Genomic DNA, 12,342 nt, shown 5'->3' with positions numbered 1-12,342 from the left:
CTCGCCGGTTGACATGCTTGCCGACGCGTTCCTAAAGTCCGTGCCTCTCCTTCGCCCTGGAAAGAGCCCGCAATGAGCGAAACCCTGCGCTTCCAAGTCGTGATCGTCGGCACCGGCCCGGGCGGCTACGTGGCGGCCATTCGCGCCGCGCAGCTCGGCCTCAAGACCGCCGTCGTGGAGAAGGACCAGCTTGGCGGCACCTGCCTCAACTGGGGCTGCATTCCGACCAAGGCGTGGATCGTCACCGCTCATCTCTACGAGCTGATCAAGCGGGCCAAGGAATACGGCATCGAGGTCGGCGAGCCGAAGATCGCCTGGAATCTGCTGCTCGAGCGCAAGAACAAGGTGGTCGGCCAGCTGACCGGGGGGGTCAAGACATTGCTGCAGGGACGCAAGGTCGAGATCCTCTATGGCGCGGCGAAGCTGACGGCGCCCGGCCGCCTTGCGGTCACGGGCGCCAATGGCGAGACCCGTGAGATCGTCGCCGAGAACATCGTGCTGGCGACCGGAGCCCAGGCCACGCTTCCTCCCGGCTTCAAGCTCGACGGCCATCGAGTGATCACCAGCCAGGAGGCGCTCGACCTGCCGCATCAGCCGCGCCGGGTCGCGGTGCTCGGTGGCGGCGTGGTGGGCACCGAATTCGCCTGTTTCTTCGCGGCGATCGGCACCGAGGTGACGCTGGTCGAGATGCTCCCTCGCCTGGTTCCGGCGGAGGACGACGAGATCGCCCAGACGCTCGAGCGCGAGATGAAGAAGCACAAGATCGCCATCCACACCAACACCAAGGTGGAAGGCATTTCCGACGGCGAGGGCGACTCGGTCCGGCTCACGCTGGCCGGCGGAAAGACGCTCGAAGTCGACACCGTGCTCGTGGCGACCGGGCGCAAGCCCGCGGCCGACGGTCTCGGCCTCGAGTCCCTGGGCATCGCCCGCGGAGACCGTGGCAAGATCGTGGTCAACGACCATCTCCAGACTTCGGCGCGCAACGTCTACGCCATCGGCGACGTCACAGACATCCGCCAGCTCGCTCACTTCGCCTCGGCGCAGGGCAAAGCCGCGGTGGAGATCATCGCCGGCCATCCCGCGCAGACCAACTGGCGCGCGGTGCCGGCCGCGACCTTCACCAGCCCCGAGATCGCGAGCGTCGGCCTCACGGAGCGCGAGGCCAAGGCCGAAGGGCGGCGCGTGAAGCTGGGGCGCTTCCCGTTCCGCGCCCACGGTCGCAACATCGCCGACGGCGAGCTCACCGGATTCGTCAAGCTGGTCGTCGACGGCGAGACCGACCAGGTGCTGGGCGCGCACATCATCGGCGCGCGCGCCAGCGAGCTCATTCACGAGTGCTCGCTCGCCATCGCCGCGGACCTGAACGCGCGCGATCTGGCGCAGGCCATTCACGCGCATCCCACGCTGACCGAGACGCTGGGCGAGGCCGCCGAGGACGTTGAAGGACTGGCGATCCACCTGATCCGTCAGGAAGCGCGGGCCGCGGCGCGATGACCGGCTCGGCAGTGGTCACCGCACTTCAGAAGAGCCCCGCTCGCGGCGAGCGGAACCCTCTGGATCGCGCCACGCTCAGCGAAGGGGCCGGGCTCGATGGCGACCGGCACGCCAAGCCGGGCAGTCGCCGGGCGCTGCTGGTGATGGAGCAGGAGGTCCTGGATCGATTCGGCCTCATGCCCGGAGCGGTGCGCGAACAGATCACCGTGCGTGGCGTCGACCTGCATCGGCTGGACAAGGGGACGCGGCTCCGGATCGGCGAAACCACGCTCGAGATCGCCGCGCATTGCGCTCCGTGCGAGCAGATGGACGCCATCCGCCCCGGTCTCCGCAAGGAGCTCGAGGGGCAGCGAGGCCGCTTCGTCCGGGTGCTCCGCGGCGGCGCCATCGCGGTCGGCGATCCGATCGAGGTCCAGCCACCACTCTGAGTTCGGCCCCAGGGAGGGGAAGGCCTTGCCGCGCACCCTCTCGCTCACCTTCGCCTTCGTCGCGCTCGCTCTGGTCGCCACCGCGACCCTGTCGTGGCTCACCTATCGCAGCATCCGCAAGGCGATGGAGAGCGAATTCGCGGGACGGCTCGTGGCTCTCGCCGCCACCGGCGCTTCGCAGGTCAGCCCCGCCGACGTCGAAGACGCGCGCCGGCTCGGCGAGGACGGCACCGGCTACATCGCGATCCAGCTCCTGATCGAGCAGCTTCGCACCGCGTCGCGCGCCGCGGACGCGGCGCTGCTCGACTCGGCGCGCGTCACCGTCTACGACACCCGCGGCCCTGAGCGCGCCTTGAGCCTGACTCCGCTCGACTCGCTGGCGCGCGACGCGCTTCGCGAGGCCTATCGGGGGCATCCCGCGGTCTCCGAGGTGTACGGACGCGGCCGCGAGGCGCTGAGGGCAGGCCTGGCGCCGGTGACGGAGGAGGGCCGAGTGGTGGCGGTGGTCGCGCTCGAGGCCCGGCCGGAGTACCTCGACGAGCTGTCCCGTCTCGGCCGCTCGCTGTGGCTCACCACGCTCGTCATCGGGCTGGCGCTCGCGATCCTCGGCGCCGTCATCGTGCGCATGGCGTGGTCGAGCCTGCTGCTCGAGCGCCGCTTGTCGCGGGCGGAGAATCTGGTGGCGATGGGGCGGCTGACCGCGACCCTGGCCCACGAGATCAAGAACCCGCTCGCCATCATCCGCGGGTCCGCGCAGCGGCTCGCCAAGCTGTCGCCCGAAGCGCAGCGCATGGCCGACAGCGTGGTGGAGGAGACGGACCGCCTGTCGCACACCGTGTCGCGCTACCTCCAATTCGCCAGGCCGGCCCCTGACGAGGACGCTCGCGGGGACGCCGCCCTCGCCCTCGAGGCCACCCTCGCCCTGCTCGAGGGAGAGATGCGCGCGCGGCAGATCACGCTGGAGCGGAATCGCGGAGCCACGACTGCCCGGGTCGCGCTCGACAGTGAGAGCTTGAAACAGGTCTATTTGAACCTCATCTTGAACGCGCTCGAGGCCATGGCCGAGGGCGGGACGCTGGTGGTGAGCGATGTCGACAGCGGCGCGTACGAGGTATCGATCCGTGACAACGGTCCAGGCATCCCACGTGAGGTGCTGGACAAGCTTGGACAGCCGTTCTTCACCACGCGGGCTCAGGGCACGGGCCTCGGGCTGTTCATGGCACGGCGTCTCGTCGAGTCCGCGGGTGGAACGCTCACGATCACGAGCGAAATGGGTCGCGGGACGAGCTGCCTGATCCGTCTGCCCAAACGATCCTGAGGGGACACGGTGCGCGTGCTGGTCGTGGACGACGAGATCAAGAACGCCGAGCTGACAGCACTCGAGCTCGAGGACGCGGGCCATGAGGTGCAGTTCGTCAACGGGGGAAAGCCGGCCTTGAACCGGCTTGCCGCGGCTCCTTTCGATGCCGTGATCACCGACCTGCGCATGCCGCCCCCCGACGGACTGGCGTTGCTCGCGGAAGTCAGGCGGCGCTGGCCATCGATCCACGTGGTGCTGATGACGGCCTACGCCACGATCGACACCGCGCGACGCGCCCTCAAGGAGGGCGCGTACGACTACGTCGACAAAGAGGGGGAGTTCCGCGACGAGCTGGCGCGCATCCTCGAGCGGCTCGGACGCGAGGAAGACCTGAAGTCCGAGAATCGCCGTCTGGAAGGCACGGTCGATTCGCTGCGTCGCGGGCTCACCACCGTGATCGGAGAATCCCCGGCGCTCCGCCAGGCGGTGGCGCTCGCCGAGCGCGTCGCGCCGACGTCGTCCACGGTGCTGCTGCGCGGGGAGAGCGGAACGGGCAAGGACCTGTTCGCGCGAGCGCTTCACTTCTCGAGCGGACGCGCCGCCGGTCCTTGGGTCAAGGTGAACTGCGGCGCGCTGCCCGAAGCGCTGCTCGAGAGCGAGCTCTTCGGGCACGAAAGAGGCGCGTTCACCGGAGCGGTGCGTCAGAAGCCAGGACGCTTCGAGGACGCGGACCACGGCACGTTGTTCCTGGACGAGATCGGCGAAGTGCCTCTGGCGCTGCAGGTCAAGCTGCTGCAGGCGATCGAGGAGAAGACCTTCTATCGCGTCGGCGGGAGCCAGCCGGTGCGGGTGGACGCGCGGATCGTCGCCGCCACGAATCGGGAGCTCGAGCAGATGGTGCGCGACCGGCAATTTCGCGAGGACCTGTTCTTCCGCCTCAACGTCTTCCCGATCGCGCTGCCGCCACTGCGGGAACGCCCCGGAGACGTGGAGCGCCTGGCGGGTTACTTCCTGACGCGACAGGGCGCGTCGATCGAGAAGCTGACGCCTGAATCCCTGGCCGCGCTCCAGCGCTACCCCTTTCCCGGAAACGTTCGCGAGCTGGAGTACACGCTCGAGCGGGCGCTGATCCTCGCCGGCGCCGATCCCATCCGTCCCGATCATCTCTCCTTCGCGCGTCCGGAGCTCATGGGAGGGAGCCGCGCCTGGGTGCCGCGGATCCCGCCGGAGGGCCTCTCGCTCGAGGAGCTGGAGCGCGAGCTGATCCTCCAGGCGCTCGAGCTGGCGCGCGGCAACAAGAGCCAGGCGGCGCGACTGCTCGGGCTCACGCGCCGCACGCTCTACTCGCGGATGGAGAAGCACGGGCTGCGCACGCCGGGCGAAGGCGACGAAGGAGCGGGTGAAGAGGCTCTCGACAGCGCTCCGGACGCCGGGGAGCGCTGATGAACCTGCTCCGGAGCATCCTGTTCGACAATCTCGGGCTCAAGCTCGTGGCGCTGCTCCTGGCGGTGGTCGTGTATCTCAACGTGTATACCGATCGCCCGGCGACGATGCTGGTCACATTCCCGATCATGATCACCGACCTGCCGGACTCGCTCTCGCTCTATGGCCCGGCGCCCTCTGCCGTTCAGGCCGAGCTTCGCGGCACTGCCAAGCAGCTGATCCGGCTGCGCGTCACCGAGCCGCCGGTCAAGGTGTCGCTGGCGGGCGTGAACGTCGGCCACTTCGAGCGCGCGCTCGGGGCGGAGGATCTGCCGATTCCCGAAGGTGTCCATCTGCAGCTCGACCGCCTGGTCAGTCCGCGAACCCTCGAGCTCGACATCGATCGCCGCACGACGGTAAAGGTGCCGGTGGCCGTGCGGGTGGAGGGCACGCCGTCGGCGCTCTGGGACGGAACGGTGAACCTCCGGCCGGCGCGCGTCATGGTCTCGGGGCCGGCGACGGCGCTGGCGACGCTCGACAGCGTGCATCTCCAGCCGGTGTCGCTCACCGGGCGCCGCGACACGCTCATGCTCGCGGTGGCGCCCCAGTCGCTGCCCGACTGGTGCTCGATGATGCCCGATCACGTCGAGGTCGGCATTCCTCTCGAGCCGGGAATCACCCGCCGCTTCACGGTGGCGGTGCAGGCGCCGGACGAAGAGACGAGCCTTTCTTTCGAGCCCGCGCGCGTGACGGCCGTCATCACCACGCCGCGCCGGCTGATGGACCGCGCCTTCGCCGACGTTCAGGCGACATGGCGGCTTCCCGGGCCTCTGCAGGCGGGCGGCCACCGGCGGGCCGCGATTCGTCCCATCAAGCCTCCGCCGGACGGTGTGCTGGTGCGCTACGAGCCCGACTCCGTCGTCGTGCGCCGCGCCGGCTCCTGAAGCATCGGGGAGCGAGCGTGATTCCGGTTTACTACAGTCCGGCGTACACGCTCTCCGCCCATGCGTTCGACACCACGCGCAAGGCCACGTGGATCGCCGAGTCGCTGAAGCATGATCCAATCGCCGGGGTCCGTCTCGAGGAACCCCTTCCTCTCACGCGCGAGCAGCTGTGCGCGGTTCACGATCCGGCCTACGTGCGGGCGGTCGAGACCGGAGCGCCTCGCGCGCTGGCGCAGTCCCAGGGCTTCGTGTGGGATCCCGGCTTTTGGCCGATGGTGCTGGCCAGCAACGGCGGCGTGGTCGCCGCGGTCCGCGCCGCCCTCGAAGGCGGCGTGGCGGGGTCGCTCTCGAGCGGCCTCCATCATGCACGTCGCGACAGCGGAACGGGGTTCTGCACCTTCAACGGTTTGGTGATTGCCGCCCATGAAGCTCTCGCGCTTGGCGCGCGCTCCGTTCTGATCCTGGACCTCGATGCGCACTGCGGCGGCGGCACGGCGTCGCTCATTCGTGGCGAGCCGCGCATCGGGCAGGAGGATGTGTCGGTGGCGGCCTTCGACGCGTATTCGGACGGTGGCCGATTGCGGCTCACGATGGTGGCGGATGCGGCGGAGTACCTTCCCACCATTCGCGACCAGCTGGCGGAGATCGACCGTGAAGGACAGACCTGGGATCTGTGCCTCTACAACGCCGGGATGGACCCTTGCGAGCTGTGCACGACCGGGGGCCTTTCGGGGATCGACGTTCCGATGCTGGAAGCCCGCGAGCGTCTGGTCTTCGAGTGGAGCGCCAGCCGCGGTGTGCCGATCGCGTTCGTCGTGGCCGGAGGCTACGTCGGGCCGTGGCTCGACCAGCAGGGACTCGTGGCGCTCCATCGCATCACGCTGGAGTGCGCGGCTGCGCGAATCGCGGTCGATCGGCGCTGAGCGTCCGCCTCAAAGAGCAAGGCCCGGGCACTGGCGCCCAGGCCGTTCGGTTGCTCTTGAGGTGGCGGGAAGAGGAGCCGCGGTGGAGGTTGCGCAGGCTCATCGGCAGGACACGGCCCCTCAGGGGCCCCGCCATCCTTCCCCGCGGAAGAACCGCAAGCGATGTGCCACGGACGGGCGCGGCGCCGAGCCGCACCGCGCGCAGGATTGGCGCGCACGAAGTCGGTGACGGAAGAGCGCGGGGGAATTCGCCCACTCGCCGCGGCGGCATTCCGCACGGCTTTCAAAAGCGCGGCGCACGATCTTCGCGCGCAGCGGCGCCGAGCTCTTGACAGGAAGGTGCCCCGTCACTAATCTTGCGTTCGCCAGGTCCGCAGATACTCCACAGATCTGGACCGAGTTTCACCCACCCCCAAGGGTCCGCGCTACCAGGTTTCCCCGACTCTCAGCCGTCCGGCATCGCGGCTCCACGGGTTCCAATCGGATTCCGTTCGAGGAATCGTTCAGCTCAACCCGCTCCGCACACCAACACTCACACGGCCCGCGGGTCAGTGACCCGCTCCCACGGCCCACGCCTCGGGCGCACGTGATGCACGGCGCGCCGCGGGGCGACACAGAGGCGACCATCGCCATGGAGACGACACAGATACCGACGCAGGCGCCGCCCCAGACGCCGACCCAGACCATGGAGCTCACCGAGCTCAAGGGAAAGACCATGTCCGAGCTCCTGCATCTGTCGCAGGAGCTGAACATCCAGGGCACGAGCGGCCTGCGCAAGCAGGAGCTGATCTTCAAGATCCTCGAAGCCCAGACCGAAAAGAACGGTCTGATCTTCGCGGAAGGGGTGCTCGAGATCCTGCCCGAGGGGTACGGCTTCCTCCGGTCGCCGACCTACAACTACCTGCCCGGGCCGGACGACATCTACGTGTCGCCTTCACAGATCAAGCGGTTCGACCTGCACACCGGAGACACGGTGTCGGGGCAGGTGCGGCCGCCGAAGGAAGGGGAGCGCTACTTCGCGCTGCTCCGCGTCGAAGCCGTCAACTTCGAGAGCCCCGAGGCGGCCAAGGACAAGATCCTCTTCGACAACCTCACGCCGCTCTATCCGCAGGAGAAACTCAACCTCGAGACCAAGGACCGATGCATCGAGACTCGCATCATCGATCTCCTGTGTCCGTTCGGGAAGGGGCAACGCGCGCTCATCACCTCGCCGCCCAAGGCGGGCAAGACCATCCTCCTGCAGAAGATCGCCAACGCCATCACCGAGAACCATCCCGAGTGCGTGCTCATCGTGCTACTGATCGACGAGCGGCCCGAGGAAGTCACCGACATGCAGCGCACGGTGAAGGGCGAAGTGGTGTCGAGCACGTTCGACGAGCCCGCCGAGCGTCACGTCCAGGTCGCCGACATGGTGATCGAGAAGGCCAAGCGGCTGGTCGAGCACAAGCGCGACGTCGTGATCCTGCTCGACTCCATCACTCGCCTGGCGCGCGCGCACAACACCGTGGTGCCTCACTCCGGCAAGATCCTGTCGGGCGGCGTCGACGCCAACGCGCTCCAGAGGCCCAAGCGCTTCTTCGGATCGGCCCGCAACATCGAAGGGGGCGGGTCGCTGACCATCATCGGCACCGCGCTGGTGGAGACCGGATCGCGGATGGACGAAGTGATCTTCGAAGAGTTCAAGGGCACCGGCAACAGCGAGCTGGTGCTCGATCGAAAGCTCTCCGACAAGCGTATCTTCCCCGCCATCGACATCAACAGGTCGGGAACGCGCAAGGAAGAGCTGCTGATGCCGCCTGAGCTCCTGCAACGGGTCTGGATCCTGCGCAAGTTCCTCAACGAGCTGAACCCGGTCGAGGCCATGGAATTCCTCGTCAACAAGATGCAGGACAGCAAGACGAACAAGAAGTTCCTGGAGAGCATGAACCAGTAACCCGACACGGCCCGCACTCCCCGCAGCATCCACTCATGATGAGGTGATGCGATGCGTTGCCCTTCCAGGATGGGAGCGTGGCGCGTGGCCCGCTCCATGTTCACGACCAACCCGGTCGCCGCTTCCTGAACCCGATGTCGATACAGATCGTGGTGAAGCGGTGGGCCGTGCCCTGCCTGATCGGGCTCATGCTCGCGCTCTCGAGCTGCGGCAAGGAGCGGAAACCCGCGGTCGAAGCTCCGAAGCCACTTCGCATCGAAGACGAGATCGAGGCGGTGCTCGCCGATGGTGCTCCAAGTCTCGGCATCAGCGACACCGTGGGGCTCGCCGTGACGTGGTCGCGGGTCGCGACCCTCTACCGGCAGCGGAAACACAGGCCTTACTGGGGAAACGGTCGCGAGCTGCGACAGTCGGCCAAGGAGCTGCTCAACACCATCCACCGCGTGCAGGACGCCGGTCTCGATCCTGCGGATTACGACTGGGCGCACCTCGACCGCCTCGCGACCCAGTCCGAGCGCGACAACCCTCCGGCGGTGCGGATGCGCCCCCGGATCATGGCCCGATTCGACGTGGCCGCCACGTATGCCGTACTGCGGATCGCGGAGCACATGCGCCCGGGCCGGGTGCCCCGCCGCTGGCTGGATGCGGACTGGGTGGTCGACAGCCTCACGCCTCGAAAGATCGAGGCGCTGGAGCGCACCCTGGGACGCGATCCGTCGAAGCTCTTCACCGAGATGGAGCCATGGCACCCTGGGTACCGGCGGCTGCGCGACGCGCTGGCGCGTTATCGCTCGATCGCCGCGGATGGTGGATGGGCGCCGGTCGGGGCGGGGCCGCCGCTCAAGCTCGGCGATCGTGGCCGGCGCGTGGCGCAGCTCGTTCGCCGTCTGTCGTGGACCGGGGACTTCAAGGCCACCGGCTCTGACACGGTGTTCGACGTGAAGCTGGAGCGCGCGGTCGGCGGATGGCAGGCGCGCATGGGGATCCCGGTGAGCGGCGTCGTGGGTGAAGCGACCCGCCTGGCCCTCAACGTGCCGGTCGAGCAGCGCATCCGCCAGATCGAGCTCAACCTCGAGCGCTGGCGCTGGCTCCCCGACTCGCTCGGCTCACAAAGGGTCGAGGTCAACATCCCCGCTTACCGCCTCGACATCTACAAGGCGGGGCGGATCATTCGCGCCATGCGGGTGGTGGTGGGGAAGCGAAAGAGTCCGACTCCGGTGTTCAGCGACCAGATCACGTATCTCGAGGTGAACCCGACGTGGACCCTGCCGCCGAGCGTCGTACAGAAGGAGATCGCGCCCGCCATTCGGCGCAACAAGAGCTACCTCCAGGACAACCACATGCACGTGTATTCGCTGACCGCCACCACGCGGGACACACTCGACCCTCAGACGGTGCCCTGGAAGAACGCTCAGACCGACTCGTTCCCGTATCTCGTCATCCAGGATGCCGGGCCGGACAATCCGCTCGGCAACATCAAGCTGATGTGCCCGAACGAATACGACGTCTACCTCCACGACTCGCCGGCGCGCAGCCGCTTCAGTGTCGCGGTGCGCGACTACAGCCATGGATGTGTGCGCGTCGAGCACGCCGTCGAGCTGGCGGATTCGTTGATCGGCGCCGCGCCGACGGACTCGGTCCGGCTGGATAGCCTGGTGGCGCAGGGAAATTGGAGACGCATGCGCCTGCCCAAAGGCGTGCCGGTCCACTTCCTCTACTGGACGGCCTGGGTGGATTCGGTGGGCCGCATGAACTATCGCGAAGACATCTACGGCCTTGATCAGCGCCTCGACGCGGCACTGAAGAGCCGAACGAGCCGCGACCTCGACCTCAATCCGGGAGTGGCGGTGTCCACCCTCTGGCTCGCCGCGGAGGCCAGGCAGCGCGCGCGGCTCGAGGCCATGCGATCGCGGCAGAAGCGTTGACCTTTCGCCTGAAGCCTTGGCTGGAAGTCGAAGAATCTTCATCGAGATCCGTTCCCTTCTTACACCAGCCGCCGGGCGCGGCGCCGATCAACCCGAAAATCCAGGATTCTGGCCGGCATCCATCGTTGGCACGCGTGCTGCGGTACTCGGGGGCGACGACTCGGCAGACTCGGTTCTCGAGCGATGACCGAGACCTGTCATACGAGATCGTGTCGGCCGTAGGGAGGAAATGTCATGGATACCCAAACCGCGATCGTCTTGATCGTCGGCATGATCATCGTGGCCATGGTGATCTCGGCCATTATCAAGAATCGGCGGTCGGGCGCGTTGAAGGAGCGCTTCGGCCCCGAGTACGACCATGAGGTTCGCGAGCGCGGGCGTGGCCGTGCCGAGAAGGAGCTCGACCGCCGCGCCAAGCGCGTAGAGAAGCTCTCCATCCATCCGCTGCCGGCCTCCGACCGCGACCACTTCGCGCAGATGTGGCGCAGCGAGCAGGCGAGGTTCGTGGACGATCCAAAAGCCGCCGTACACGAAGCGGATCGGCTGGTCGAAGAAGTGATGCGGCGCCGCGGCTATCCGATGGGCGACTTCGAGCAGCGCTCCGCGGACATCTCCGTGGACCATCCGCGCGTGGTCGAGAACTATCGGGCGGCGCACGACATCGCGTTGCGTGTCGAGAAGGGGAAAGCGGCCACCGAGGATCTCCGGCAGGCCATGATCCACTTCAGGACCCTGTTCGAGGACCTGCTCGACGACGGCATGACGCCGGCGCCCGCACGAAGCTGACCAGGGAAGGTCTCTGAAGCCCGCCCGGTGACCGGGCGGGCTTCTTGTTCGCGGTGCGCGGTTGACGCAGGTTGTATCTTCGCCGGCGAAAGGAGTCCCCGCCCATGCCCATCGAGTACCGCATCGAGCACGAGAACCGGATGGTCGTCGCTCGAAGCTACGGCGTCATGACGGATTCGGACGTGTTCGGCTACCAGCGCGACGTTTGGTCGCGGCCCGAGGTGGAGGGGTACAGCGAGCTGATCGACATGACCGACGTGGAGCGCATCGACCTCCCTTCCACGGACCGTGTGGCGGCGCTCGCCATGACGTCGGCAAAGATGGACACCCCGTATCATCCTTCGAAGTTCGCGATCGTCGCCCCGCATGACGTGAGCTTCGCGCTGGGGCGGATGTACCAGGCGTATCGCGAGATGGATCCAAAGAGCACCAAGCTGGTCGAGGTGTTCCGTTCCATGGATCAGGCGCTCAACTGGATGAGCGCCTCGACCCGGTCCGAGTAGATGAACACCGAGACCGCGACCTTCGCCGGCGGATGCTTCTGGTGTCTCGAGGCCGTCTTCGAGCAGCTCGAAGGCGTGCGAGCGGTCACGTCCGGATATGCGGGCGGCACGGTGCCCGATCCCACTTACGAGCAGGTGTGCTCAGGGAGCAGCGGGCACGCCGAAGCGGTGCAGATCGAATTCGATCCGTCGGCGATCACTTACGAGGACCTGCTCGAGATCTTCTTCGCCTTTCACGATCCGACGACGCTGAACCGCCAGGGCCACGATGTCGGCACGCAGTACCGATCGGCAATCTTCACCAGCACGCCCGAGCAGAAGGCTGCGGCCGAGGCGACCATCGCCCGGCTGACCGCGGAGGGCGCCTTCGACGATCCGATCGTGACCGAGGTGAAGCCGCTCGATCGCTTCTATCCGGCCGAGGGGTACCACCAGGGTTACTACCGCGGGCACAGCGACCAGCCCTACTGCCGGGCGACGATCACGCCCAAGATGGGCAAGCTGCGCCAGAAGTACGCCGCGCGGCTGAAGTCCGCGCCCGCCGGTCGATCGTAGCCGCCTTCCGGCTCCCCACGCGGCGCCGGCGGTCGCTGTCTTTTCTGTTGACTCCCTCTCTGGGTCCGTGGCCATAGTGGATCTCCAGGCCACAGCCAACTCGACCGGGTCTGGAGGTATCTGCCC

At 67.5% G+C, this 12,342-nt stretch carries 11 protein-coding genes; all 11 read left to right on the top strand.

Annotated features, from left to right (window positions below; translation table 11 throughout):
• Nucleotides 1-72 precede the first annotated feature (72 nt).
• Nucleotides 73-1,497: a dihydrolipoyl dehydrogenase gene (gene lpdA, locus VFQ05_18715; GenBank protein ID HET9328803.1), complete on the top strand. Its 1,425-nt coding sequence runs from the start codon at nucleotides 73-75 to the stop codon at nucleotides 1,495-1,497.
• Nucleotides 1,494-1,925, top strand: a complete 432-nt coding sequence (locus VFQ05_18710; GenBank protein HET9328802.1) for an MOSC domain-containing protein — start codon at nucleotides 1,494-1,496, stop codon at nucleotides 1,923-1,925. Before lpdA ends, VFQ05_18710 begins: the two co-directional genes overlap by 4 nt.
• A gap of 25 nt (nucleotides 1,926-1,950) precedes the next feature.
• On the top strand, nucleotides 1,951-3,243 hold the full coding sequence (locus tag VFQ05_18705) for an ATP-binding protein (GenBank protein ID HET9328801.1): 1,293 nt from the start codon (nucleotides 1,951-1,953) through the stop codon (nucleotides 3,241-3,243).
• A 9-nt stretch (nucleotides 3,244-3,252) separates the two neighbouring features.
• Complete coding sequence (locus tag VFQ05_18700) at nucleotides 3,253-4,668, top strand: sigma-54 dependent transcriptional regulator (GenBank protein HET9328800.1); 1,416 nt, start codon at nucleotides 3,253-3,255, stop codon at nucleotides 4,666-4,668.
• Nucleotides 4,668-5,591 carry a hypothetical protein gene (locus VFQ05_18695; GenBank protein HET9328799.1) on the top strand — a complete coding sequence of 308 codons (924 nt, stop codon included), beginning with the start codon at nucleotides 4,668-4,670 and terminating at the stop codon, nucleotides 5,589-5,591. Before VFQ05_18700 ends, VFQ05_18695 begins: the two co-directional genes overlap by 1 nt.
• A 17-nt stretch (nucleotides 5,592-5,608) precedes the next feature.
• The gene (locus VFQ05_18690; protein HET9328798.1) at nucleotides 5,609-6,514 is read left to right on the top strand and encodes a hypothetical protein; all 906 of its coding nucleotides are present in this window, start codon (nucleotides 5,609-5,611) and stop codon (nucleotides 6,512-6,514) included.
• A gap of 685 nt (nucleotides 6,515-7,199) precedes the next feature.
• On the top strand, nucleotides 7,200-8,447 hold the full coding sequence (gene rho / locus VFQ05_18685) for a transcription termination factor Rho (protein HET9328797.1): 1,248 nt from the start codon (nucleotides 7,200-7,202) through the stop codon (nucleotides 8,445-8,447).
• Between the two features lie 77 nt (nucleotides 8,448-8,524).
• A complete protein-coding gene (locus VFQ05_18680; GenBank protein HET9328796.1) occupies nucleotides 8,525-10,372 on the top strand; it encodes a L,D-transpeptidase family protein in 1,848 nt (615 codons plus the stop codon).
• Nucleotides 10,373-10,606: 234 nt separating this feature from the next.
• Nucleotides 10,607-11,158, top strand: a complete 552-nt coding sequence (locus VFQ05_18675) for a hypothetical protein (GenBank protein HET9328795.1) — start codon at nucleotides 10,607-10,609, stop codon at nucleotides 11,156-11,158.
• Between the two features lie 104 nt (nucleotides 11,159-11,262).
• Complete coding sequence (locus tag VFQ05_18670; protein ID HET9328794.1) at nucleotides 11,263-11,661, top strand: hypothetical protein; 399 nt, start codon at nucleotides 11,263-11,265, stop codon at nucleotides 11,659-11,661.
• Nucleotides 11,662-12,216, top strand: a complete 555-nt coding sequence (gene msrA / locus VFQ05_18665) for a peptide-methionine (S)-S-oxide reductase MsrA (GenBank protein ID HET9328793.1) — start codon at nucleotides 11,662-11,664, stop codon at nucleotides 12,214-12,216. It begins immediately after the preceding gene.
• Nucleotides 12,217-12,342: the final 126 nt, after the last annotated feature.

Source organism: Candidatus Eisenbacteria bacterium (genome assembly GCA_035712145.1).
GTDB lineage: Bacteria > Eisenbacteria > RBG-16-71-46 > RBG-16-71-46 > RBG-16-71-46 > DASTBI01.
Note: the sequence above shows the minus strand (reverse complement) of the source record. Positions and strands in the feature narration are given on the sequence as shown.

What these genes read in the sequence shown, in the direction of transcription:
- lpdA (HET9328803.1), top strand. Translation starts at nt 73, where the DNA reads ATGAGCGAAACCCTGCGCTTCCAAGTCGTGATCGTCGGCACCGGCCCG.
- VFQ05_18695 (HET9328799.1), top strand. Translation starts at nt 4,668, where the DNA reads ATGAACCTGCTCCGGAGCATCCTGTTCGACAATCTCGGGCTCAAGCTC.
- VFQ05_18675 (HET9328795.1), top strand. Translation starts at nt 10,607, where the DNA reads ATGGATACCCAAACCGCGATCGTCTTGATCGTCGGCATGATCATCGTG.
- msrA (HET9328793.1), top strand. Translation starts at nt 11,662, where the DNA reads ATGAACACCGAGACCGCGACCTTCGCCGGCGGATGCTTCTGGTGTCTC.
- rho (HET9328797.1), top strand. Translation starts at nt 7,200, where the DNA reads ATGGAGCTCACCGAGCTCAAGGGAAAGACCATGTCCGAGCTCCTGCAT.
- VFQ05_18710 (HET9328802.1), top strand. Translation starts at nt 1,494, where the DNA reads ATGACCGGCTCGGCAGTGGTCACCGCACTTCAGAAGAGCCCCGCTCGC.
- VFQ05_18670 (HET9328794.1), top strand. Translation starts at nt 11,263, where the DNA reads ATGCCCATCGAGTACCGCATCGAGCACGAGAACCGGATGGTCGTCGCT.